Genomic DNA, 23,103 nt, shown 5'->3' on the forward strand with positions numbered 1-23,103 from the left:
ACCAACGCGCCGGACTGCCGAAGCAACGGCTCGTTGAAGTCATTCGGAACGAAAGCAAGGGGTCGATCCCGCTCCTCGCCGGGGACGCCGGAGGGCCGCCCCACGAAGATCAAACCCGGGCGTTCGCGCAAATCCTCGGCGAAAACCGCAAGTGTCTGTGAACCCCGCTTCACACGGGGCCGATCTTACTGATCTTCAGGGCTTTTCCAAGTCATCGCAAGCGACCGGGACAAATTATTCATGCCACGGCCGATGCTGCGCCGTCCCCCTGGTTCTGGCGCTTGCGGTAAATGGTCGACGGGCTGATCTCCAGCGCGGCGGCGGCCTTGGCGATGTTGCCGTCGAAGGCAGCGATGGCCTCTTCGATGAGGCGCGCCTCTTCCATCCACAACGGACGGATGTCGGCGGGCGACGGGCGACGGGAGTCCGAGTGAACAGCGGGAGCGTGGATGGCCCGCATGTCGCTGAGGAGCGGAGCCACCATTTCGGCGGTGATGAGATCGCCGTCAAACCGGCGGGCGAGTGACTCGATGAACGCCTTGAGTTCACCGACATCGCCGGGCCAGTCATGGCCGGTGAGCAACTGGGTGGCCGAACCGGAGATGCGCGTCAGACGCGAGCCGGCCTCGCGGGCCGCCTGGCGCAGCAATCCTTCGACCAGAAGCGGCAGGTCGTCGGCGCGATCGTCAAGCGACGGCGCGTTGATCATCAGCACGTTGAGGCGGAAGAACAGGTCCGACTTCAGCCCCTTGGGGCCGCGCAGATCGGTCAGCGCGTGGCTCGAGCTCGCGATGATGCGGACCGACAGGCGACGCGAGCGATCGACGTCGGCAATCTCGGAGGTGTCGAAGAAGCGGGTCAGCGCGTTCTGGGCGGCCTCCGGCAGGAAGCCGACGTCTTCAAGAAAAAGCGTGCCGCCGTCGGCACGGTCGAGCGCACCGTTGGGCCGGGTGAGCTCGGCCACCAGATCGGACGGCGTGCCATCCTTGCAATCCAGCGTGACGAAGGGCGCGGCCCGGCGACGGGAGCGGGCGTGAACCGCCTTTGCGATCAGGGACTTGCCACAACCGGCCGAACCGAGGATCAACACGGCGCCTTCCGACGGCGCAATGCGCTGGATCTGGTCGAACAGCGCCTGCATGCTGGGGGAGCGGCCGATCAGCCCCTCGAACTCATTGTGAACCGCCAGCTTGACCTCGACGAACTGGCGTTCGATGCGGCGGGCGAAGGCCGGGCCATCCAGCGGCTTGCCGATGAAATCGGCGGCGCCGGAGCGGACGCAGGCGACGGCGTCCTGCACGCGATCGGCGGCACCGAGCGCGTAGGCGACGACCATGGGCGTGCGATCGATGAGCGCGGAGAAGCCGGCGGGACCGCCGACGGTATCGAGATCGACCGCCACCGCGTCAAAGGCGCGCTCGGCCATCATGGCGCGGGCAGCGTCGGGCTCGGCAGTCTCCATGATCATCATGGGGCGGGCAATGCGGGCCTCAAGCGCAGAGCGCAGCAGACGACGTGCGTCAGGGTCTTCGTCCACAAGCAGAAGCCTGATTGTCGAAGAGCTAGGCTGGGCGAGACCCATCGATACGCAATCCTTGCAAGGCGACCTGCGGATTCCTTCCGCACTGGCTTCGACCTTGGCCCAATCATGGTAAACAATCGGTTGACGCCAGGGCTTGCGAGGATGGGTAAGTGATCGGCCCGACCGGATTTCCGGTCGGGGCGTCCTGGTCAGGCGGCGACGTCGTAGCCGGCAGCCTCGATGGCCTCGGAGATGGCCTTGCTGTCCTTGTCGGTCTCGACGTTGACGCGGCCCGTGGGCAGATCGATGGTGACGGCCGCATTGGGGTCGACGCGCTTGATCGCCTTTTCGACGGTGCCGGCGCAGCCGCCGCACATCATGCCTTCCACCTTGAGTTCGATCATCTTTCGCTCCTGTGCGTGCTCGCGGCACATTCCGGCCGTGGGTTGACGGTCTCCGTCGGGCGCCTTGCGTGTCCTAGAAGATGCGAGCCTTGGCCCATGCGGTCAAGTCGTGACAACACAATGTGAAAATTCATCTGGGCAAACCTCTGTCGCCCCGTCGCTTCTGTGCACAAAAACGATCACAATCACGTTGATTCGCGTGCCCCCTGTTCCGGAGTCCATCGGCCGATGAGCCGCACGAACTCGATTTTGATCCTGATCGCCATGGTCGTTACCGCCGGGTCCCTGGCGGTGGTGCTGGATGTGCAGTTCGGCTTTCCGCTGGCGCAAGCGGCGACGCTCGGTCTCGGCTTTCTGTTCGTGCTGCTGCTGGCGCAACAACTGGCCGAGCGCCGCAAGGACCGGCAGTGGCTGGAAACGCGGATCGATGAGATTTCGGCTGTGGCCGGCGACAGCAATACCGAGATCGCCAAGCTTTCGAGCCGCCTGACCCGGCTTGAGCAAACGCTCGCCCTGCGCGTGCGGGAAGAGAACGAGCCGCTGGCTGCCGAGGTCGAGGTGGTGGGGCATCTCCTCAAGCAGGTAGCCGAGGGTCTTGCAGAACTCGAGACGCAGGTGGAGCGCAAGGTCGGGGATCTCAGCGCACGGGCCGATGCGATGGCGGCGCGACAGACGGCGATGATGCCGCCCGAGCCCAGCCGGGCAGAACGCGAACCGCGCCGCGCAGAGCCCTATCCCATGCGCCAGCCGGAGAGCCCGGCGCAGTCCATGCAGAGCAGCGCGCTGTTCGTCACCGATACGCCCAAGGTGCCGAGCGCCTTCGGCCGCGAAGTGGAAAAGCTCATTCGCAGCGAGGCGATCGAGCTGCATCTGCAACCGATCGTGACACTGCCGCAGCGCAAGGTGCGCTATTACGAGGTGCTGACGCGGCTCAAGGGCGCGGACGGGCTGATCAACGCGGCCGAGTTCATTCCGGCGGCGATCGAGCAGCGGGCGATCGCCAAGCTCGACACGTTCCAGGTGATCCGCTCGTTCCAGATCCTGAAGCGACTGACACAGCGCAACAGCGAAGTGGGCCTGTTCGTCAATCTTGCCACCGAGAGCCTGTCTTCTTCGGGCTTCTTCCGCGAGTTCCAGAGCTTCCTGTCGCAGAACAAGGCCGTTGCCGATCTGGTGCTGTTCGAATTGAGCCAGAGCGCGATGCGCGACATCGGCCCGCTGGAGATGGAGAGCCTGAAGGCGATCGCCGACATGGGCTATCGCTTCTCGCTCGACGGCGTGTCCGACTTCCGCATGGACTTCCGCCGACTGTCCGACCTCGGCTTCCGCATGGTGAAGGTCAACGCCGAGCGCCTGCTCGGGCGCCAGCCGGTGGTGACCGGCGACATCCATCTGGAGGACATGGCCGGCCACATGCAGCGGCAGGGCCTGACGCTGATCGTCGACAAGGTGGAACAGGAAGGCCAGGTCATCGACCTGCTCGACTACAACATCACGCTGGCGCAAGGCTTCCTGTTCTCTGCACCCCGCCAGGTCCGCCCCGAAGTGCTGGGTGCCGCCGCTCCGGCCGCGCCGGTGACGAGCGGACGTCAGGCAGCGAACCTGCGCTGATCCTGGACGGGTTCTCAGTTTCCGGACTCACTGAACCACGGTCGCCATTGTCACCGTGACTTATCAGGCGAGCCTTGTCGCATTGCTCGCCGCTGCACCAGGTGCTTCAAACACCCCCTCTTCTGCAAACAACAACGCAGTCCCAGAAAGCAGAAACGCCGTCCGGCTATGACCGAACGGCGTTGCTTGAAATTGGGATTTCAGCGCTGCGCTTACCAGAACTTCATGCGATTCCAGAAGGATGGCTTGGGCTGGTTGTCCTCGGGTGTCTCCGTGGTCACCGGCACACCCGGAGCCGGCTGCAGATAGGCAACCGGGGGCTCGACAAGCGCGCGACGGCGCGGCGTGCCGTCGGGACCGTAGACACCGGTACCGTCGATGCCACTGCTCTGCATCTGGCCGATCTGATGGGGCAGCAGCGGCTTGTCATCCTGACGCTCTTCGCCGGGCGTGCGCACATGGCCTGTGCGCTTGGTCGGCAGCGCGCCAGCCATCAGCTCACCGGAGGGAACGGCAGCGTCGCCATCACGGGCATCCTCACGGGCCTGCGACTCGCGCAGCATGCGGGCACGGGCGAGATCGTTGTCGTCGGGCCAATTGGGCAGGGACGCGACCTGGTTGGGCGCCTCAGGCGCCACCAGCGTCGTGGTCGACGGCGGCACGACCAAAGGTGCGCGCGGGGTGTAATTGATGGGCTTCTGCCGTGCAGGCACGGCGCCGACACCTTCCATCAAGGCGCGCCCGATGGAAGGATTCGGCACCTCGGTTTCCGGGTCGTCATCGTTGGCTGTGGGGCCCATGGATGAGCAGGCGGCGAGACTGGCCGAGAGAACAGCGAGAATCGCAAAACGCTTTCCGACTTCAAAACTCATCTTCGTTCCCGCCATCACAATGCCTTTGGCGCCGGAGAGCGCCGAGACCAGTCCGCAGCCGGACAAACACGGCCAAAGCCGCACGGTCTTTCGCCTCAGTTAGCCGGATTTTGCGGCGTCACTATGGCTCTTGCCGAAGGAGTCATACAGGAGAGCGGCCACGCCTGCAACGATGGCGCAATCGGCAAGATTGAATACGTACCAGGAAAAGCTCAAAATGTGGAAATAGACGAAGTCGACCACGGCGCCATAGGCAACGCGATCGATGAAGTTGCCGATGGCACCGCCGACGATCAGGGAAAGACCGAAGATGGTCAGGCGATGACTGGCTCTGACCATCCAGGTGACCAGAGCCAGCGTGGCAACAACGGTGAAGCCGACCAGCAGCCAGCGGCCGAGAGCGCTGTCCTGCTGGAAGAGGCCATAGGAAATACCTCGGTTCCAGGTCAGCACGAGCTCAAGGCCCGGCGCCACCGTGAGGCGTTCGCCGAGCGGCAGGTCGCTGACGTTGAGAACCCAGTATTTGCTGGCCTGATCGGCCAGCACCGTCAGGCCAACCCCGGCGAAGGCCGCAAGACGTGTCTTCATCGCGGAAACAGCGGGATTGGCCAGCATGGATGCCCCGTCAGAGTCCGAGTTCACGCAGGGCGGCTGCGTCGCGCAAGGAGACGTCAGGATAGGCGGGATCGGTGCCGACTTCCGGCAGGATGCGCCAGGAACGGGCGCATTTCTTGCCGACCGCCAGCTTGGGCACCACGCCGACCGGAGTGCCATCCTCAAGACGGAAGGCACCCTCGGGCGAGGCCGAGCCGGTCACTTCGATCTGCGAGGTGATGCAGATCTCGGCAAAGTCGAGCCCATCCAGCGCGGCGAGCAGGTCGGCATCCTCCACGTAAACGGCCGGGGCCGCTTCCAGCGAGGACCCGATACGCTTCTCGCGACGCTCGATCTCGAGCGCGCCCGTGACGGCACGGCGCACCTTCTTGACCTTATCCCACTTGGCGGCGAGGTCCGGGTTGGTCCACTCGGCCGGGATGGCCGGGAAGAGTTCGAGATGCACCGAGACACCTTCACCGGGGTTGCGATCGAGCCAGGCTTCCTCGGCGGTGAAGGGGATGAGCGGCGCCAGCCACTTCACCAGCGCGTCGAACAGCTGTGCCACCACATAGAGCGACGCCTTGCGCTTGATCGACGACTTCGGATCGCAATAGAGCGCGTCCTTGCGGATGTCGAAGTAGAAGGCGCTGAGGTCGATGTTCATGAAGTTGAGCACGGACGCGAAGGAGCGCTTGAAGTCGTAGGTGGTGTAACCCTCGACCACGTCGACGCCCACTTCGGCGAGCTTGTGCAGCATGGCCTTCTCAAGCTCGGGCAGGTCGGCATAGGCGACGACCGTGCCATCGTAATGCTTCAGCGTGCCGAGCATCCAGCGGATGGTGTTGCGGATCTTGCGATAGGCGTCGGAATTGCTGTCGAGGATCTTCTTGCCGATGCGCTGGTCTTCCCAGTAATCGGTGGAGGCGACCCAGAGACGCAGGATGTCGGCGCCGGACTGCTTGATCACGTCCTGCGGCAGCACCTGGTTGCCGAGCGACTTGGACATCTTGCGCCCGTCCTCGGCCATGGTGAAGCCATGGGTCACCACCGCGTTATAGGGCGCGCGGCCGTTGACGCCGCAGCTTTCGAGCAGCGAGGAATGGAACCAGCCGCGATGCTGGTCCGAGCCTTCGAGGTAAACGTCGGCCGGCCACTTGAGGTCGGGACGGTGCTTGAGCACGAACTCATGGGTCGAGCCGCTATCGAACCAGACGTCAAGGATGTCGCGCACCTGCTCCCAATGGTCCATGTTGTCGACGAAGCCGGCCAGGAAGCGTTCCTTGGCACCGTCGGCGAACCAGGCATCGGCGCCTTCGGCCTCGAAGGCCTCCTTGAGGCGGGCGGCATAGTCGTCATTGCGATCGAACTGCGGGCCAGGCAGCAGCTGGCCGGTCTCGACATTGCGGAACACGGCGATCGGCACGCCCCAGGCGCGCTGACGCGACAGCACCCAGTCGGGACGGTTCTCGATCATCGAGCGCAGGCGGGTCTGGCCAGCCGGCGGGTAGAAGTCGGTGGAATCGATGGCGGCGAGCGCCTTGTCGCGCAGGGTCAGACCGTCGACCGAGCGGTCCATGTAGACGAACCACTGCGGCGTGTTGCGGAAGATGACCGGCTTCTTGGAACGCCAGGAATGCGGATAGGTGTGCTTGAGACGGCCACGGGCGACCATGCGACCGGCGGCGGCGAGCGCGTCGATGACGGCCTGGTTGGCGTCGCCCTTCTCGCCCTTGTCGGTAAGCACGCGCTTGCCCTCGAAGCCGGGCGCGTCCTTGGTATAGAAGCCGTCGTCGTCCACGGGGAAGGGAATGGTGGTGTCGATGCCGCGCGAGGTGAGCTCGTGGGCGTGATCCATCCAGACTTCAAAGTCCTCGCGGCCATGGCTCGGTGCGGTGTGGACGAAGCCGGTGCCGGTGTCATCGGTGACATGGTCACCGGCCAGCATGGGCACATCGAAGGTGTAGCCGAGGTTCTGCAGCGGATGGCCGCAGCGGATCGACGACAGTTCTTCGGCGGTGACCGTACGGCGACGCTCGAAGGCCACGACCTTGGCCTGCTTGAACACGCCTTCGGCCAGGGCGTCGGCGAGGATCAGGCGGTCGCCGACCTTCACCCAGTTGTCCTCGGGCGCCTCGGTGACCTTGTAGAGGCCATAGGCGATCTTCTTGGAATAGGAGACGGCGCGGTTGCCCGGGATGGTCCAGGGGGTGGTGGTCCAGATCACCACGGACGCGCCGGCGAGCGACTCATTGTGCTCGATGGCCGCGTCGGGGCCGATCTTGGAGAGCTGGCGCGAGCGCTCCTGGATGCGGTCGAGCCAGGTGGTGTTGCCGCCGAACTCGCGGGTGACGGGGAACTTCACCCAGATGGTGTCGGACTGGTAGTCCTGATACTCCACCTCGGCCTCGGCCAGCGCGGTCTTCTCGACCACCGACCACATCACCGGCTTGGAGCCGCGATAGAGCTGGCCGGAGACGGCGAACTTCAGAAGCTCGCCGGCGATGACCGCCTCGGAGAAGAAGTCCATGGTGGTGTAGGGATTGGCAAAGTCGCCCTCGACGCCCAGGCGGCGGAATTCCTCGGCCTGGATGCCGATCCACTTCTGCGCATAGGCACGGCATTCGCGGCGCAGTTCGTTGATGGGAACTTCGTCCTTGTTCTTGCCCTTGGCACGATATTCTTCCTCGACCTTCCACTCGATGGGCAGGCCGTGGCAGTCCCAGCCGGGGACGTAATTGCTGTCATAGCCCATCATCTGGCGCGAACGGGTGATCAGATCCTTGAGGATCTTGTTCAGCGCGTGACCGATGTGCAGATGGCCGTTGGCATAGGGAGGGCCGTCGTGCAGGACGAACTTCTCGCGCCCCTTGGAGGTTTCGCGCAGGCGCTTGTAGAGCTGCATCTCGTCCCAGCGGGCGAGCAGCTGCGGCTCCTTCTGCGGCAGGCCGGCGCGCATGGGGAACTCGGTTTCGGGCAGATTGAGCGTAGCGGAGTAATCGCGGGTCGGCGCCGCTTCGGACGACGGGGCGGAAGTCTCGGTCATGAACAGATCTCGTCAGGCAGAATTGGTCTTGGAAGGCAGGGCGTTGAAGTACCCGCCGGCGATAGGCCAAAGGCGATTGGTTCCCGGTCCCATGATGCTGTCCGTCACCGACGGGCAATCTGGGCCGGGCCTGTAATTCGCTCTCTTCGCGCGCGCGTCCAGACGCGTCTGTCTTGGCTCCACATGGGCGGGAGTTCTAGCGGGAAAAAGAAGATAAATAAAGGGCGGGTATATCCGAACTCAGCTTAATCACTGATTGGCATTGTTTTCGGTCTCGGTCTCAGCCTCGCGCTCACGCAGCCAATCGCGGGCCAGCCGGACCGTGTCCTTGTCGGCATCGTGGAGGCACTCGGCAACCAACGGGTCTGAAAGCACTTTCAGTCTCGCCATTTGACCCACGATGCCAGTGCGGCAGAGCGAGCAAGGCGTTTCCCGGTATGCCCAGGTCAGGAGTTGCTCCCAATCCGAGGACGGATCGCCGTGCACTTCCGCAAGGGTACGAAGACGCATGCCAAGACCATGGATCACCTGATCATCCGCCTCACAGGACTTGAGGGACGACAAGATCAATGCCGCGTCGCCGGCTTCATAATTCTGCTGCAGCAGGTAGAGAGCGATCTCAATCCGGCCTGGTGTAGCAAGAGCGTCGAGGGCCAAGCGCCGCACATCGGGGTGCCTCACCTGGCCGACAATGTCCGCGATCGGGAGCGCCTTGAGATTGTCCGACGACAGCAGCTTCTCGACCAGAGGTTCAAGCGCCAAAGGATAGGGGCGCGCCTTGAAGAGCCTTGCGTAGCGCCAGAGACGGTTCGGCACCTGCTCGGCCAACATCGCATGCGCTGCGGCTTCCAGATCCGATACGGTCGCCTGTCTGATCCAATGTTTCGTGAAGCGAAGAAACTTCTCGTCACGCGCGATCAGTTCGGCGAAGGGCACATAGGGTTCATCGGGAGGCCGTGGCTCTTGCGGTGGGTGCTCGTATTGACGGAAGAGCGCATCGAGAAAGGAGTTCTGCCGGCGCGCAAGCATGAGCCGATCCCGATCGGCGGGGCTCAACTCGCCGAGTTCGTCCACCAAGGCACCAAAGAGCCAACCCCAGTCGTCCTGTGCTGAACTCAAAACTGCATGGAAATGGCGTGCAACGAAGGAAAGGCCATCAATCCCTTCCAGACGAACCAGCGCAAGGAGATATGCCGATCCGCCGTCCTCGACGGCGCCCGATGTCGCAAAGGTGCGAAGGAGCTCTCGATCGAAGGTCGGGTCTTGCTGTGCGAAGAGACAAAGGATGGAAAAGCACTGGACTCTGTCACAGGGCGGCGTGGATCCGCCTGGATCGGTCAAGGCGGCGAGCAGGGCGTCCCGATACATACCCGGGTTGCCGGTGGCCTTGATGAGTTCGAAGAAATACCCCTCGCGGCTATCCTCAAGTTGCTTATCGTAGGTCTGAGCGGTCAGGCAGGCTTCGAGCAAGGCTGCCTGATGGTCCGCGTTGTCAGGCTGAGCCAACAGGATCAGCATGGCGCGCCCAGTGCCTTTCCTCAGAGCGTTCCTGAAATCGTCAGACGCGTTCAACGAGGCCTCCGGGGGTGGATCGTCAGATCCGGTCAGGACATCCTGGACCTCAAGGCCAGATCCAGCGGGGAATACTGGTCGAAGGCATTGAGGATCTGCCGGCCCTCTTCGGCGTCGCGGTTCATCTGGGCGACGAGGGCGGCGATGCCGTCGAACTTCATTTCGGGGCGAAGATAGCTGACGGGGGTGATGGCCAGCGTCTTGCCGTAGAGGTCGCCCGCGTAGTCGAAGACGAAGGTCTCGAAGACGGGGTTGCCGTTGTCGAAGGTCGGGCGGCGGCCCCAGCTGGCGACGCCGGCATGGCGGGTGCCGTCGAAATCGGCGAAGACGGCGTAGATGCCCTGGCCGAGGCGCACCTGTTCGGGCAGGCGGATGTTGGCGGTGGGAAAGCCGATGGTACGGCCGCGCTTGTCACCATCGACGACGACGCCTTCAAAGAACCAGCGCCAGCCAAGCAGGCCGGCCGCTTCGGCGATATTGCCCTCGGAGAGGCGGTCGCGCACGGCGCTCGAGGAGACGGTGAAGCCGTCTTCTGTCTCGAAGGGCTCGATGATCTCGACGTCAAAGCCGTAGCGCGCGCCAAGTTCGGCGAGCAGCGTCGGCGTGCCGCGCCGGCCGGAGCCGAAATGGAAGTTCCAGCCGATGGCCACGTAGCGGATGGCAAGCTGGTCGACGAGCACCGACTTGACGAACTCTTCCGGCGTCATGGCGGCGAACAGGCTGTCGAAATGGATTGAGACCATGGCCTTGAGGCCGATGGCTTCCGCAAGGCGCGCCTTGACCGAGGGTGGCGTCAGGCGGAAGACGGCGTGATCGGGACGGAAGACGTCGCGCGGATGCGGCTCGAAGGTGAGCCCGATCGCCGGTACACCGATCCTGTCGCCTGCCGCAATCGCCGCGCCGAGCACGGCCTGGTGGCCGCGATGCATGCCGTCGAAGTTGCCGATGGCGAGCGCCCCGCCCTTGAGGGAGGCGGGAACGGACGAAAGATCGAAGGACTGAAAGGCAGAGGACATGGGCAGACCAGCACGAGTGCGGGAGGCGACGGGCGTCACATCCCCTTGAATCCAGAACAGCTTGCGCGGCTTGTTCGGTTCAACACCCAAAAGCCTCAGCCGCGTCATGATGCGCCGGGACCGTGCCGTGACGAGGCGATCCGGTCAAGGGAATTTCCGCATGGCCTTGCAAAGGTGAGGGGTGCGATCAGTCGGCTGATGCCTCGCGCTCGGCCTCGGCGCGGCTTGGCACCATGACCATGGCCTCCCCTTCCAGCACCACCTTGGTGTCCACCGTGGCTTCGCAGTGAAGACGGGCGCGATGGCCCTTGTCGATGAGCTCGATGACCTCCACGGAGACCTCGATGACATCGCCGATGCGAACCGGCGCCTTGAACTTCAGCGTCTGCGACAGGTAGACCGCGCCCGGCCCCGGCAGGCGCATGCCGAGGATGGCCGAGATGAGGCTCGCCGTATAAAGGCCGTGGGCGATGCGGCCGCCAAAGCGGGTGCGAGCGGCAAAATGCTCGGACAGATGAATGGGATTATGGTCGCCGGACAGCTGGGCGAAGCCGATGACGTCGGAAGACAGCACCGTCTTGAGATAGGTCTCGCGCATGCCGACGGCGAGATCCTCGAAGAAGAACTGCTTGATTTCGGGGATAGTCATGGCTCGTTCCTGTTCCACTCGCGCGTCAAATGCACCGGCGGTGCGTGAAATCAGGCGACCGGGCCTCCCCTTTTGCTGGCAGCCTAGCGGGCTTGCAAGGCGAACTTTCGGCGATGAGACGATTGGCCAATGTTCGGGATGGTTGGCGGATCGTTAACGGCAGAAACACAGCAACGCCCCGTCGAAACATTTGCAAATGGCGGATCGCCGCCAAAAAAACGATTCAAATCGAAAAGACACGGTAAATCAAACGTTTCCAAAATCACCACTTTTCTGCCCGGGGCAAGATCTGCCAAGTTAACCTACTTTTCAGCTCCATGGCTTATGTTGAGGCATAAGCACGGGTTGCCCTCACGGGCTTTTCACCCGCCCGTGCCGGATTTGGCTCGTCATCGAGGCGCGGGTGGCGTCGCGGCAGTGTGGAGTAAACGATGGCACTGGACACTTCGATTCCGGTACTCGTGGTCGACGATTACAAGACCATGATCCGAATCATCAGAAACCTGTTGAAGCAGCTCGGCTTTGAAGACGTCGATGAGGCGTCGGACGGCACCGAAGCGCTCGGCAAGATGAAGGAGCGCAAGTATGGGCTCGTCATCTCCGACTGGAACATGGAGCCGATGACCGGCTACGAACTGCTCAAGCAGGTTCGTGCGGACTCCGGCCTGGCGAAGACACCGTTCATCATGGTGACCGCCGAATCCAAGACGGAAAACGTGATCGCTGCCAAGAAGGCCGGCGTGAACAACTATATCGTGAAGCCCTTCAATGCGCCGACGCTGAAGAGCAAGATCGAGGCCGTCTTCGGCGACTGATGCCGAGTTGACAAAGCGGGTGAAACAAAGAGGTCCGGCGACCGTGTGCGGTCGCTGGCCACACCTGCAGGCCAGACCATACGGCCAGCCAGGCTTAGTCGGCTTCAAAACCAACAAAAACCACGGCAGCGCCGTCCGCCGCGTGCAGCTGTCACTTTCCAAGGGCCGGCCCGCCTCGACGCCTGTCGATTGCCGCCCGTAGGGGGATGGAATTATGTCGACCATGTCGGACGAGCATGTGGCTCGCATCATCGACTTTCTGAGGAACGAGCGTCGCGCCGAAGACGTGTCACTTGAAGACGTGATGCGCCTTGCCGAAATCATGGCCGAAAGCTTCCAGTCCCTGTTCGAAACCCTCGACGTGACCATTTATGCCGAGCTGGGCGAAATGGCGCACGAGATCGCCAACATGAAGGATGACCTGTCGCAGCTGCGGCTCGCCGACATGCGGTCCGAGCATATTCCGACGGCCGGGCGTGAGCTCGATGCCATCGTCGAGGCGACGGAAGAAGCCACCAACACGATCATGTCGGCCGCCGAAGAGATCATGGGCGCAGATCCCAGCGACCACGAAGCCTATCAGGCCGTGGTCAACGAGAAGATCATCGACATCTTCCAGGCCTGTTCCTTCCAGGACATCACGGGCCAGCGCATCTCCAAGGTCGTCACCACGCTGAATGCGCTGGACGTGCGCATCACGACGCTGGTGGAAAAGCTCAAGATCATGAAGATCACCGACGCTCCGCTGACCGAGACCGAGGAAGAGCGCCGCAAGCGCGAACTGATCCTGCACGGTCCGCAGTTCAAGGGCGAAGGCGTGAGCCAGGACGACATCGACGCCTATTTCTGAGCGTCGGTATCCTTGAAGTTCAATGCATGAAAAAGGCCCGTCGGGCCTTTTTCTCATTTGATATCAATTCGCCAGAATGCTGACGCATTGGCTCATTGAGAACAATTCGTATTTCTCATTTGCGTCAAAGGCATGAGAAATTCGAATACGGAATACCAAGTGGAATTTTCAATGCCACTTGGTATGACGGTGCCCTCCATCGTGCTGTTGCCGGCGCAAGGGGGCGGCGGCCAATCGCCTGCCCGGAGGCTTGCGGAAACTTCCCCGGGCCCGAGCCGCGTCCAAGTTGCCTTGCGTTAGCCATTTCATGCGCCGGCCCTTGACATCCCGGCCCCCCGAACCTATTTCACCCTCGCTTGGCACTCACTACAGTCGAGTGCTAACAGCGTCTCATTGAGCCGCCTCAGAAGGTCCCGCCGCAAGGGCGCCGGGCCTGGAGCGGTAGATTTTTAGGAGCAGAACCCATGAAGTTCCGTCCCCTGCACGACCGTGTTGTCGTTCGTCGGCTTGAGTCCGAAGAGCGTACCGCCGGCGGCATCATCATCCCCGACACCGCCAAGGAAAAGCCCCAGCAGGGCGAAGTCGTGGCTGTTGGCCCCGGCGCCCGCAACGACAAGGGCGAGCTCGTCGCCCTCGACGTGAAGGCCGGTGACAAGGTGCTGTTCGGCAAGTGGTCCGGCACCGAAGTCAAGATCGACGGTCAGGACCTCCTGATCATGAAGGAATCCGACGTGATGGGCATCATCGGCTGATTGAAGCCGACGCCTTCCGTCCCTTTCCAACTCTCTTCAAGGAGCAACTGAAATGGCTGCCAAAGAAGTCAAGTTTGCCGCCGACGCCCGCGAGAAGATGCTTCGCGGTGTCGACATCCTCGCCGATGCGGTGAAGGTTACCCTCGGCCCCAAGGGCCGCAACGTCGTCATCGAGAAGTCCTTCGGCGCTCCGCGCATCACCAAGGACGGTGTCTCGGTCGCCAAGGAAATCGAGCTTGCCGACAAGTTCGAGAACATGGGCGCCCAGATGGTCCGCGAAGTCGCTTCGAAGACCAACGACATCGCCGGTGACGGCACCACCACCGCCACGGTTCTGGCCCAGGCCATCGTTCGCGAAGGCGCCAAGGCTGTTGCCGCCGGCATGAACCCGATGGACCTCAAGCGCGGCATCGACATGGCCGTTCTGGAAGCCGTCAAGGACCTGAACGCCCGTTCGAAGAAGATCTCCACCTCGGCCGAAGTGGCCCAGGTCGGCACGATCTCCGCCAACGGCGAGACCTCGATCGGCCAGATGATCGCCGAGGCGATGCAGAAGGTCGGCAACGAGGGCGTCATCACCGTCGAAGAAGCCAAGACCGCCGAGACCGAGCTCGAAGTCGTCGAAGGCATGCAGTTCGACCGTGGCTACCTCAGCCCCTATTTCGTGACCAACGCCGAGAAGATGGTCGCCGAGCTTGAGGATCCGTATATCCTCATCCACGAGAAGAAGCTCTCGAACCTCCAGGCCATGCTGCCGGTGCTCGAAGCCGTCGTGCAGTCCTCGCGTCCGCTGCTCATCGTTGCTGAAGACGTCGAAGGCGAGGCCCTGGCCACGCTCGTCGTCAACAAGCTGCGTGGCGGCCTGAAGATCGCTGCCGTCAAGGCTCCGGGCTTCGGCGATCGCCGCAAGGCCATGCTGGAAGACATCGCCATCCTCACCGGTGGTCAGGTCATCTCCGAAGACCTCGGCATCAAGCTCGAGACCGTGACGCTGGCCATGCTCGGCCGCGCCAAGAAGGTGGCGATCTCCAAGGAGAACACCACGATCGTTGACGGCGCCGGTCAGAAGTCCGACATCGAAGGCCGCGTGGCCCAGATCAAGGCTCAGATCGAAGAGACCACCTCCGACTACGACCGCGAGAAGCTGCAGGAACGCCTTGCCAAGCTCGCTGGCGGCGTTGCCGTCATCCGCGTCGGCGGTTCGACCGAAGTGGAAGTCAAGGAGCGCAAGGACCGCGTCGACGACGCTCTGAACGCCACACGCGCCGCTGTCGAGGCCGGTATCGTTCCGGGCGGTGGTACCGCTCTGCTGCGCGCCAAGGCCGCCGTTGCCAAGCTGTCGTCGGACAACGCCGACATCGAGCGTGGCATCAAGATCGTTCTCGCCGCTCTCGAGGCTCCGGCCCGCCAGATCGCCATCAACTCGGGTGTTGAAGGCTCCGTCGTGGTCGGCAAGGTTCTCGAACTCGGCGACACCATGGGCTTCGACGCCCAGAACGAGACCTACGTGGACATGATCCAGGCCGGCATCATCGACCCGACCAAGGTCGTGCGCACCGCCCTGCAGGACGCCGCCTCGGTGGCCGGTCTGCTGATCACCACCGAAGCCATGGTGGCCGAGCTGCCGCGCAAGGAATCCGCTCCTTCGATGCCGGGCGGCGGCGGCATGGGCGGCATGGACTTCTAAGAAGTCCATAAAGGCCGCCCATCCTCGGGAGTGGTTCAAGTCGGATCAATCCGACTTGAACTGGCGGCATGGACTTCCAAGAAGTCCGTAAAGGCCGCCCATCCTCGGATGGAACACGATTGGGGCGTCGCGCAAGCGGCGCCCTTTTCGTTTGTGGGGCGGGCCTCGGACCTAACCAAAGCTTCATCTTCCGCGCCACATTGCCGCCCCTTTTGCCGGCTGCTGTCAGGTGACTGATCTCAAGGGATTTTTCGCCGTGTTGAACACGGGAATGGCTTGCGTCGCCTCGGGAAATCCCGTCTGATCCTTGGCAGAACAATCGACGGGGAAACACGAATGAAAGCGCTCTTGCGGGTTCTTGCTGCGGCTTGGCGACTGGCCTGGCCCTATTTCTGGACCAAGGACAAACAGACTTTCGATCTTGGCCGGTTCGGCAGCTTTCGCATGCAGGAGCGCTGGTTTGCACTGATGGCCCTCGTGCTGATTCTGGGTGTGAATCTGGGCCAAGTGTATATTTCAGTGGAGCTAAGTTACTGGAACAACAGGTTCTACACCGCGCTGCAAGAGCGAAACGGCCCGACCTTCTACAAGGAACTTTTCTTTTGGTTCCAGATTGTCGCCTTTCTCATCGGCTCGATTATCTTTGAGGCCTATGTAACGCGTTGGCTACAGATCCGCTGGCGCCGCTGGATGACCGAAGGATTCCTGATGCGTTGGATGAACAACGGCGTTCACTATCGCCTGATGATCGACGGTTACACCAAGTCAGACAACCCTGATCAGCGTATTTCTGAGGACATCGATCAATTCATTGGAAATACTTGGGGCAATTTCATCAGCATTTTCAACTTAACTTTCAAGACAAGCGCCTTTGTTGGAATCCTGTGGGGTCTTTCAACCGACTTTTCTTACTCCGTTGGTTCATTCAATCTGGCATCGATCCCCGGCTATCTTGTCTGGGGCGCCTTGATCTACTCCATCGGTGGTACCTGGATCGCATATCTGGTCAACCGACCGCTGATCCGGCTCTACTATGACCAGCAGCATTTTGAAGCCGACTTCCGCTTCTCACTGGCACGCTTGCGCGAAAACTCCGAACAGGTCTCATTGCTGCGTGGCGAAGCGGTGGAACGCAAAGGTGTGCTGATTCACTTCAGCCACATCATGAGCAACTGGTACAAAATCATGGCTCGCCGCGTCATCGTCGGTATCTATGCCAACTTCTACGGCCAGTTCTCGTCCGTATTTTCCTTCATCCTGCTAGCGCCGGCATACTTCACTTCGGCGACCATGCCACTTGGAAACATGATGCAAACCGCAAGCGCCTTTGGCGACGTGCAAGGTGGCTTCTCGTTCTTTGTTGACCTCTTCAGCAGCAATGCCAGTAACAGCATTCCGCAGTGGAAGGCAGTGCTCGACCGCCTGACAACCTTCGAGGCTGCCATGAAGGCGGCGGAAGCCGCCGCGACCAACTCCGAAATCGTCGTCGCTCAGACTGCAGACAAGACCCTCGCCATCCCCGATCTCGCTGTCGCCCTGCCCTCCGGTGTGCCGCTGGTCGCCGCGCGTGATCTCAGCTTTGCGCCGGGTCAGGCAGTGCTGATCAATGGTCCTTCGGGGTCGGGCAAGACGTCGATCTTCCGGGCGATTGCCGGCATCTGGCCCTATGGCAAGGGCAAGATCTCGGTCCCCGAGGGCAAGTCGGTGATGCTGTTGCCGCAGCGGGCCTATCTGCCCACGGGCAGCTTGCGGGAGGCGGTGACCTATCCGCGCGGGCCGGAGGTCTACGACGACGCCACGGTGAAGGACGTGCTGATGGCCGTCGGCCTTGGGGCGATGGTGGGCCGGCTCGACGATCTGTCCGAAGGGCCGAACCTCTCTGCGCGCCTGTCGGGCGGTGAACAGCAGCGGGTGGCCGTGGCGCGGGCTATCCTCGCCAAGCCGGACTTCCTGTTCCTCGACGAAGCAACTGCGTCGCTGGACGAAGCCTCGGAAGCGGCGCTCTACAGGCTGCTGCGCGAGCGGCTGCCGGCGACGGCGCTGGTCTCCATCGGCCATCGGTCGAGCCTCAAGGAGCTGCATGACGCCACGCTCAACCTGCAGGCAACCGGCGACGGGCGCTATCTCCTGGCAGGTTCCAGCGGCCAGACTAGCTGATATCGTAGACATAGCCGCCAAGCGCAGCCGCATTGTCCATCCACTGGAAACAATGTGTGCTGCAATTGGCGGCTTCCGCCCTCGGGTAAAGCTGGATATTGAACTCCACTAAGGTCAGTCAAAGGTGACTGCAGCCCTTCAACGGAGTTCAGAACAATGGATAGCCTCAAGGCCCCCGCCCTGCTCGTCGGTCGCATTTTCCTCTCGATCATCTTCATCACCGCTGGCTGGGGCAAGATCACCGGCTATGCCGGCACCGCCGGCTACATGGAAGCCATGGGCGTGCCCGGCGTGCTGCTGCCGCTCGTGATCCTGACCGAGCTCGGTGGCGGCCTCGCCATCCTCGTCGGCTTCCAGACCCGCATCGTCTCGATCCTGCTGGCCGGCTTCTGCGTGATCTCGGGCTACCTGTTCCACTTCAAGGCCATCACCGGCGCCCCGGACCAGGCCATGGCCGACATGACCAACCAGATCATGTTCATGAAGAACGTCGCCATGGCCGGCGGCTTCCTCGCCCTGTTCGCCGCTGGCGCCGGTTCGCTGTCGGTGGACGGCAAGCTCGGCAAGGGCTGATTTCAGCGACCGGGCAAGGCCATTCGCCTTGCCCTTTGCGCCTTGATCGATTACTTGGAACCCGCGTGGCCCCGCCCCGCGGGTTTCACGTTTTTCGCCGTTTTCGGCTTCATCCAGGACCTCTATCCATGTCGGACTTTCTCAAAGCGCGCCTGCCGCGCGGCCTCGTCGACCGCAGCCCTTCCGAGCTCAAGGCAGCTCACCGGATGCTGGAGACGATCCGACATACCTATGAGCTCTATGGCTTCGAGCCGGTGGAAACGCCGCTGATCGAATATACCGACGCGCTCGGCAAGTTCCTGCCCGATCAGGACCGGCCGAACGAGGGCGTGTTCTCCTTCCAGGACGACGACGAGCAGTGGCTCAGCTTGCGCTATGACCTGACGGCGCCGCTGGCGCGCTTCTATGCGGAGAACCACGAGAAGCTGCCCAAGCCCTATCGCAGCTATCGCAACGGCTGGGTGTTCCGCAACGAAAAGCCGGGCCCGGGCCGCTTCCGCCAGTTCATGCAGTTCGACGCCGATACGGTGGGAGCGCCGTCGGTGACCGCCGACGCGGAGATCTGCATGATGATGGCCGACACCATGGAGGCGCTGGGCATCGGCCGCGGCGACTACATCGTGCGTGTCAACAACCGCAAGGTTCTCGACGGCGTGATGGAAGTGGCGGGCATCGGCGGTGCCGAGCATGCCGGCACGCGCCTCACCGTGCTGCGCGCCATCGACAAGCTGGACAAGATCGGCCCGGCCGGCGTGCGTGACCTGCTGGGTGCCGGCCGCTGGGAAAATCCGGAAGAGAAGTCGGGCGACTACACCAAGGGCGCGGGCCTCTCGTCCGAGCAGGCCCAGGTGGTGCTCGACTTCGTGGCGAGCGGCGCGGACGATACGGCGGCGACCATCGACAACCTGCGCAAGCTGGTGGCCTCCAGCGCCACGGGTTCGGACGGCGTCGAGGAACTGGCGCTGATCGGGCAGCTGATCGAGGCGGCCGGCTATACGGCGCGGGTCAAGATTGATCCGTCCGTCGTGCGCGGTCTCGAGTATTACACCGGCCCGGTGTTCGAAGTGGAGCTGACCTTCCAGGTGACGGGCGATGATGGCGCGCCGGTGCGCTTCGGCTCGGTGGGCGGCGGCGGACGCTATGACGGGCTGGTCGGGCGCTTCCTCAAGGATCCGGTGCCGGCCACGGGCTTTTCCATCGGCGTGTCGCGCCTGATGGCGGCGCTGAAGACGCTGGGCAAGCTCGGCGCAGCCGAGGTGTCCGGGCCGGTCTGCGTGCTGGTGATGGACAAGGATCCTGCCGCGCTGGCCGACTATCAGGCCATGGTGTCGGAGCTGCGTCAGGCGGGCATCGCCGCCGAAATGTATCTCGGCGGCTCCGGCATGAAGGCGCAGATGAAATATGCCGACCGGCGCAACGCGCCCTGCGCCATCATCGTCGGCTCCAACGAGCGTGCTGCGGGTATCGTGCAGATCAAGGATCTGGCGCTCGGCAAGCAGCTTTCGACGGGGATCACCGACAATGCCCAGTGGCGCGCCGAGCGTCCGGCGCAGAAGGAAGTCAACCGCGCCGATCTCGTCGCGGAAGTGCGGGTGATCGTCGAGGCGGTCACGGGGCGAAGCGCATGAGCGACGCCCTGACCCTTGCCGGCGACAGCTTCCGCGCCAACGGCTTTTCCGCCGTCGACGTGCCGGTGCTGCTGCCGATGGAAGACTTCGTCCGCATCTCGGGCGAGGAGTTCCGCCGCCGCATCTTCGTCACCTCCTCCAATCGCGGCGACGACTGGTGTCTGCGCCCCGAGTTCACCATTCCCGTGGTGCGCGCCACGCTGAAGACCGATCCGGATGGCGGCAAGTTCTGCTATTCGGGCCGCATCTTCCGCAATGGTCGCCCCGGCGAGGCGGACGAGGTCTGGCAGGCAGGCGGCGAGATCATCGGTGCCCATGACACGGTGGCCACCGACGCTGCCATACTGGCCCAGGCCCTGACGCTGGCCGCCGACTGCGGCGTGCAGTCGCCCAAGGTCATCGTCGGCGACGTGGCACTGTTCACCGCGCTCCTTGAAGCGCTGGACATTCCGCCGGCCTGGCGGACGCGACTGGCGACCCTGTTCGGCGACCCGGCGAAGATCGCCGACACGCTGGACCGCATGGAACAGCGCCGCTTCGGCTTCCCGGGCTTTGCCGCCCATGCGGAGATCATCGAGGCGCTGTCGCGCTTCCCCGCCGACAAGGTGGGGCAGCTCTTCGCCGACATCCTGTCTATCGCCGGCGTGCAGACAGTGGGTGGCCGCACCACCGGCGAGATTGCCGAGCGGGTGCTGGAACAGGCCATGCTCGCCTCGTCCAACGGCCTTGCCGAGGACAGCCTAGCCGCCATCCGCGCCTTCATGTCCATGCATGACGGCGACCACGGCGACCTGCCGATCCGCGAGGGTGCGGCGCAGCTGAAAGCGCTGTCGGCGCGTATCGACCATGCGGCGCCCTTCGCGGCGGCGGTGGAACGCTTCGTGGGGCGCCTCTCCGCACTGGAAGCGGCCGGCGTCGATCTCGACCGGCTCACCTATGCGGCGGGCTTCGGCCGTCGGCTCGGCTATTACGACGGCTTCGTCTTCGATCTCATCGATGAGGCCAACGCGGCGGTCGGCCAGGTGATCGGTGGCGGCCGCTATGACGGCCTGCTCAGGCATTTCGGGGCGAAGCCCGGTCTCAAGGCCATTGGCTTTGCGGTTTGGACCGAACGATTTCAAGGGGTTGGCGCATGAGTGAGACGCTTATCGTCGCCGTCCCGTCCAAGGGGCGGCTGCAGGAACAGACGCTGGCCTTCTTCGAACGTTCCGGCCTGCCGATCCGGCAGGCGCGCGGCGCGCGCGATTATTTCGGCACCATCGACGGCCTGCCGGGCGTGGACGTGCAGTTCCGATCGGCCTCCGAGATCGCCCGTGAAATCGGTGCCGGCAATGTGCATCTGGCGGTGACCGGCATCGATCTCTTGCACGAGACGCTGGGCGGCGACGGCGAAGACGGTTTTGAAAAGCACATCGTCGCCGAGGACGCACCGGCGCCGGCGCATATCGTCACGCGTCTCGGCTTCGGCCATGCGGACGTGGTGGTGGCGGTGCCCCAGGCCTGGCTCGACGTGCAGAGCATGGCGGACCTCGCCGACGTGGCGGCCCGCTTCCGCCTGAAGCATCATCGGCCCATGCGGGTGGCGACCAAATATGTGGCGCTGACCCGGCGCTTCCTGACTGCCCATGGCGTGCATGACTATCTGATCGTCGAGAGCCCCGGCGCGACCGAAGGCGCTCCGGCGGCGGGCACGGCCGAACTCATCGTCGACATCACCTCGACGGGGCGGACGCTGATCGAGAACGGTCTCAAGATCGTCGACGACGGCGTGATCATGCGCTCGGAAGCGGCATTGACGGCCTCGCTGAAGGCGGGCTGGACGCCGGCGGTGCGCAAGGCTTGCCGCACCATGCTGACGCGCATTGCCGCCGACGATCGGGCGCGCTCGGTCAAGAAGATCGACGCGGCGATCACGGTGACCGACAGCCTGAAGGCGGATCTCACAGCCCGCGCCGGCGTGACGCTGGCCGGCTCCACCGCCGACAGCCTGTCGCTGATCTGCCCGCGCAAAAAGGCACAGACGGAAGCCGAACGGCTGATCGGTCTCGGCGCCCGCACGGTGACCATCAGTTCGGTGGAATATGTGTTCGAAGCGGAAAACGCACTGTTCGACGCACTGGAAGCCCGCCTCGGCTGATCTGCACCTCAGCGCGGGCGGACGAAAGCCGCCCGCTCTGCCTCACAGACGGCACGGAATGCGCAACCCTCGACGTGATCGTTGACGAGGCCCATGGACTGCATGAAGGCGTAGACCGTGGTGGGGCCGACAAAGCTCCAGCCGCGTTTGCGCAGCTCCTTGGAAAGGGCCGTCGATTCGGCCGACTTGCCCATGCTGCACAGCGTCGCCTTGTCGAGAAAGGCGGGGCGACTCGCCGGATCGGGCTCATAGCGCCAGATGAAGGCGGCGAGCGATCCCTCGCGATCGCGCAGCTCGCGGGCTCGCTTGGCATTGTTGATCACCGAAGCGATCTTGCCGCGATGGCGGACGATGCCGGCATCCTGGACCAGGCGTTCGATCTCGGCCTCGCCGAAGCCGGCGACGGTTTCGATGTCGAAGTTGGCGAAGGCAGCGCGGAAATTCTCCCGCTTCTTCAGGATGGTGATCCAGGACAGGCCGGACTGGAAGCCTTCGAGGCAGAGCTTTTCGAACAGGCGCTGATCATCGGCCACCGGGCGCCCCCATTCCCGATCGTGATAATCGAGATAGATCTGGTCAGGCCCTGCCCACCAGCAGCGTGCCGTGCCGTCGTCCCAGGTGTTCACTCCATCCATGATCGCCCCCCGAATGTTCCTTATTTGTTCCTAGCATTGTTTTCACCCGATCGCAAGACAGCGCCCGGAGCGGCTTCCGATCAGGCGCAGGCAACCTGAAGGGCGAGAAGCCGCCCCCCTGATTCAACAGTTTGCGCAACCGCGCTCGAGGCCCTGCAGGCATCGCAGTTCCTTGCCCCAATCATCATCCGGGAAAACCCTGCGTTTGATCTAGAGCAACGCTGACTTGATCCATCAGGACCAGCCTTCCGCAAAATCGCGAACGGGAAAGATACCGGCTCGCGGGGCTGAGGGAGAGAGACATGTTGCGACTTGCTGTGATGATCTGGATTCTGGTGGGCACGGTTCTGGCGGGTACGCTGGTCACCGTCGTGCTCCTGATGCCGAGCCTGGCCGGCGAGATGATGCGGTTCATCCCGATCGCCGGTATCGCCGGCTATGTGATCGGCATTCCCTTTGCCTGGGTGATCGCCGGCAAGATCATTGCAGCGACCCGCAATCGTCCGGCCTGATCGCAGGTCCGTCCCATGAAAAATCCCGCGAACGCTGGCGTCCGCGGGATTTTTGTTGACTGGATGCACCC

At 63.2% G+C, this 23,103-nt stretch carries 20 protein-coding genes; 11 read left to right on the plus strand and 9 right to left on the minus strand.

Features of this window, described 5'->3' with window-relative positions; translation table 11 throughout:
• Positions 1 to 238 precede the first annotated feature (238 nt).
• Both L2I41_RS16010 and L2I41_RS16015 read right to left on the minus strand, forming a co-directional pair.
• On the minus strand, positions 239 to 1,537 hold the full coding sequence (locus tag L2I41_RS16010; RefSeq protein WP_237154583.1) for a sigma-54-dependent transcriptional regulator: 1,299 nt from the start codon (positions 1,535 to 1,537) through the stop codon (positions 239 to 241).
• A gap of 194 nt (positions 1,538 to 1,731) precedes the next feature.
• Complete coding sequence (locus tag L2I41_RS16015; protein WP_237154584.1) at positions 1,732 to 1,926, minus strand: heavy-metal-associated domain-containing protein; 195 nt, start codon at positions 1,924 to 1,926, stop codon at positions 1,732 to 1,734.
• 228 nt (positions 1,927 to 2,154) lie between these two features.
• Here L2I41_RS16015 and L2I41_RS16020 point away from each other — a divergent pair, with 228 nt between their 5' ends.
• Complete coding sequence (locus tag L2I41_RS16020; protein ID WP_237154585.1) at positions 2,155 to 3,537, plus strand: EAL domain-containing protein; 1,383 nt, start codon at positions 2,155 to 2,157, stop codon at positions 3,535 to 3,537.
• Between the two features lie 212 nt (positions 3,538 to 3,749).
• On the opposite strand, the gene L2I41_RS16025 is transcribed toward L2I41_RS16020, so the two are convergent.
• From L2I41_RS16025 to L2I41_RS16050, 6 genes are all read right to left on the minus strand, one after another.
• A complete protein-coding gene (locus L2I41_RS16025) occupies positions 3,750 to 4,409 on the minus strand; it encodes a hypothetical protein (protein WP_237154586.1) in 660 nt (219 codons plus the stop codon).
• Between the two features lie 99 nt (positions 4,410 to 4,508).
• Positions 4,509 to 5,024, minus strand: coding sequence for a signal peptidase II (gene lspA, locus L2I41_RS16030; protein ID WP_237154587.1), 516 nt, complete (start codon positions 5,022 to 5,024; stop codon positions 4,509 to 4,511).
• Between the two features lie 10 nt (positions 5,025 to 5,034).
• Entirely contained in the window at positions 5,035 to 8,049 is a 3,015-nt protein-coding gene (ileS, locus tag L2I41_RS16035) for an isoleucine--tRNA ligase (RefSeq protein ID WP_237154588.1), read from the minus strand.
• Between the two features lie 249 nt (positions 8,050 to 8,298).
• Positions 8,299 to 9,567, minus strand: coding sequence for a hypothetical protein (locus L2I41_RS16040; RefSeq protein ID WP_237154589.1), 1,269 nt, complete (start codon positions 9,565 to 9,567; stop codon positions 8,299 to 8,301).
• Between the two features lie 86 nt (positions 9,568 to 9,653).
• Complete coding sequence (locus L2I41_RS16045) at positions 9,654 to 10,637, minus strand: bifunctional riboflavin kinase/FAD synthetase (RefSeq protein WP_237154590.1); 984 nt, start codon at positions 10,635 to 10,637, stop codon at positions 9,654 to 9,656.
• A gap of 187 nt (positions 10,638 to 10,824) precedes the next feature.
• Positions 10,825 to 11,286 (minus strand): MaoC family dehydratase, encoded by a 462-nt coding sequence (locus tag L2I41_RS16050; protein WP_237154591.1) that lies wholly within the window; start codon positions 11,284 to 11,286, stop codon positions 10,825 to 10,827.
• Positions 11,287 to 11,717: 431 nt separating this feature from the next.
• Here L2I41_RS16050 and L2I41_RS16055 point away from each other — a divergent pair, with 431 nt between their 5' ends.
• The 9 genes from L2I41_RS16055 (at position 11,718) to hisG (ending at position 21,885) form a co-directional block, all read left to right on the plus strand.
• Positions 11,718 to 12,101: a response regulator gene (locus L2I41_RS16055; RefSeq protein ID WP_237154592.1), complete on the plus strand. Its 384-nt coding sequence runs from the start codon at positions 11,718 to 11,720 to the stop codon at positions 12,099 to 12,101.
• A 214-nt stretch (positions 12,102 to 12,315) separates the two neighbouring features.
• Positions 12,316 to 12,951, plus strand: coding sequence for a protein phosphatase CheZ (locus L2I41_RS16060; RefSeq protein WP_237154593.1), 636 nt, complete (start codon positions 12,316 to 12,318; stop codon positions 12,949 to 12,951).
• A 464-nt stretch (positions 12,952 to 13,415) separates the two neighbouring features.
• Positions 13,416 to 13,703, plus strand: coding sequence for a co-chaperone GroES (groES, locus tag L2I41_RS16065; protein WP_237154594.1), 288 nt, complete (start codon positions 13,416 to 13,418; stop codon positions 13,701 to 13,703).
• A 52-nt stretch (positions 13,704 to 13,755) separates the two neighbouring features.
• A complete protein-coding gene (gene groL, locus L2I41_RS16070; protein ID WP_237154595.1) occupies positions 13,756 to 15,390 on the plus strand; it encodes a chaperonin GroEL in 1,635 nt (544 codons plus the stop codon).
• A 336-nt stretch (positions 15,391 to 15,726) separates the two neighbouring features.
• The gene (locus L2I41_RS16075; protein WP_237154596.1) at positions 15,727 to 17,547 is read left to right on the plus strand and encodes an ABC transporter ATP-binding protein/permease; all 1,821 of its coding nucleotides are present in this window, start codon (positions 15,727 to 15,729) and stop codon (positions 17,545 to 17,547) included.
• 156 nt (positions 17,548 to 17,703) lie between these two features.
• Positions 17,704 to 18,120, plus strand: a complete 417-nt coding sequence (locus tag L2I41_RS16080) for a DoxX family protein (protein ID WP_237154597.1) — start codon at positions 17,704 to 17,706, stop codon at positions 18,118 to 18,120.
• 128 nt (positions 18,121 to 18,248) lie between these two features.
• Positions 18,249 to 19,748: a histidine--tRNA ligase gene (hisS, locus tag L2I41_RS16085; RefSeq protein ID WP_237154598.1), complete on the plus strand. Its 1,500-nt coding sequence runs from the start codon at positions 18,249 to 18,251 to the stop codon at positions 19,746 to 19,748.
• Positions 19,745 to 20,884, plus strand: coding sequence for an ATP phosphoribosyltransferase regulatory subunit (locus L2I41_RS16090; RefSeq protein WP_237154599.1), 1,140 nt, complete (start codon positions 19,745 to 19,747; stop codon positions 20,882 to 20,884). Before hisS ends, L2I41_RS16090 begins: the two co-directional genes overlap by 4 nt.
• The gene (hisG, locus tag L2I41_RS16095; RefSeq protein ID WP_237154600.1) at positions 20,881 to 21,885 is read left to right on the plus strand and encodes an ATP phosphoribosyltransferase; all 1,005 of its coding nucleotides are present in this window, start codon (positions 20,881 to 20,883) and stop codon (positions 21,883 to 21,885) included. Before L2I41_RS16090 ends, hisG begins: the two co-directional genes overlap by 4 nt.
• An 8-nt stretch (positions 21,886 to 21,893) precedes the next feature.
• Here the strand turns inward: hisG and L2I41_RS16100 are convergent, their stop codons facing one another.
• Positions 21,894 to 22,520 (minus strand): DNA-3-methyladenine glycosylase I, encoded by a 627-nt coding sequence (locus tag L2I41_RS16100; RefSeq protein WP_237154601.1) that lies wholly within the window; start codon positions 22,518 to 22,520, stop codon positions 21,894 to 21,896.
• Positions 22,521 to 22,822: 302 nt separating this feature from the next.
• Here L2I41_RS16100 and L2I41_RS16105 point away from each other — a divergent pair, with 302 nt between their 5' ends.
• The gene (locus L2I41_RS16105) at positions 22,823 to 23,032 is read left to right on the plus strand and encodes a hypothetical protein (protein ID WP_237154602.1); all 210 of its coding nucleotides are present in this window, start codon (positions 22,823 to 22,825) and stop codon (positions 23,030 to 23,032) included.
• Positions 23,033 to 23,103 lie beyond the last annotated feature (71 nt).

Origin of the sequence: Oryzibacter oryziterrae (assembly GCF_021864535.1) — a bacterium.
Lineage (GTDB): Bacteria > Pseudomonadota > Alphaproteobacteria > Rhizobiales > Pleomorphomonadaceae > Pleomorphomonas > Pleomorphomonas oryziterrae.

What these genes read in the sequence shown, in the direction of transcription:
- L2I41_RS16025 (WP_237154586.1), bottom strand. Translation starts at nt 4,409, where the DNA reads ATGAGTTTTGAAGTCGGAAAGCGTTTTGCGATTCTCGCTGTTCTCTCG.
- L2I41_RS16080 (WP_237154597.1), top strand. Translation starts at nt 17,704, where the DNA reads ATGGATAGCCTCAAGGCCCCCGCCCTGCTCGTCGGTCGCATTTTCCTC.
- L2I41_RS16020 (WP_237154585.1), top strand. Translation starts at nt 2,155, where the DNA reads ATGAGCCGCACGAACTCGATTTTGATCCTGATCGCCATGGTCGTTACC.
- groL (WP_237154595.1), top strand. Translation starts at nt 13,756, where the DNA reads ATGGCTGCCAAAGAAGTCAAGTTTGCCGCCGACGCCCGCGAGAAGATG.
- L2I41_RS16105 (WP_237154602.1), top strand. Translation starts at nt 22,823, where the DNA reads ATGTTGCGACTTGCTGTGATGATCTGGATTCTGGTGGGCACGGTTCTG.
- L2I41_RS16050 (WP_237154591.1), bottom strand. Translation starts at nt 11,286, where the DNA reads ATGACTATCCCCGAAATCAAGCAGTTCTTCTTCGAGGATCTCGCCGTC.
- L2I41_RS16015 (WP_237154584.1), bottom strand. Translation starts at nt 1,926, where the DNA reads ATGATCGAACTCAAGGTGGAAGGCATGATGTGCGGCGGCTGCGCCGGC.
- ileS (WP_237154588.1), bottom strand. Translation starts at nt 8,049, where the DNA reads ATGACCGAGACTTCCGCCCCGTCGTCCGAAGCGGCGCCGACCCGCGAT.
- L2I41_RS16090 (WP_237154599.1), top strand. Translation starts at nt 19,745, where the DNA reads ATGAGCGACGCCCTGACCCTTGCCGGCGACAGCTTCCGCGCCAACGGC.
- lspA (WP_237154587.1), bottom strand. Translation starts at nt 5,024, where the DNA reads ATGCTGGCCAATCCCGCTGTTTCCGCGATGAAGACACGTCTTGCGGCC.
- groES (WP_237154594.1), top strand. Translation starts at nt 13,416, where the DNA reads ATGAAGTTCCGTCCCCTGCACGACCGTGTTGTCGTTCGTCGGCTTGAG.
- hisG (WP_237154600.1), top strand. Translation starts at nt 20,881, where the DNA reads ATGAGTGAGACGCTTATCGTCGCCGTCCCGTCCAAGGGGCGGCTGCAG.
- L2I41_RS16060 (WP_237154593.1), top strand. Translation starts at nt 12,316, where the DNA reads ATGTCGACCATGTCGGACGAGCATGTGGCTCGCATCATCGACTTTCTG.
- L2I41_RS16055 (WP_237154592.1), top strand. Translation starts at nt 11,718, where the DNA reads ATGGCACTGGACACTTCGATTCCGGTACTCGTGGTCGACGATTACAAG.
- hisS (WP_237154598.1), top strand. Translation starts at nt 18,249, where the DNA reads ATGTCGGACTTTCTCAAAGCGCGCCTGCCGCGCGGCCTCGTCGACCGC.
- L2I41_RS16045 (WP_237154590.1), bottom strand. Translation starts at nt 10,637, where the DNA reads ATGTCCTCTGCCTTTCAGTCCTTCGATCTTTCGTCCGTTCCCGCCTCC.
- L2I41_RS16075 (WP_237154596.1), top strand. Translation starts at nt 15,727, where the DNA reads ATGAAAGCGCTCTTGCGGGTTCTTGCTGCGGCTTGGCGACTGGCCTGG.
- L2I41_RS16040 (WP_237154589.1), bottom strand. Translation starts at nt 9,567, where the DNA reads ATGCTGATCCTGTTGGCTCAGCCTGACAACGCGGACCATCAGGCAGCC.
- L2I41_RS16100 (WP_237154601.1), bottom strand. Translation starts at nt 22,520, where the DNA reads ATGGATGGAGTGAACACCTGGGACGACGGCACGGCACGCTGCTGGTGG.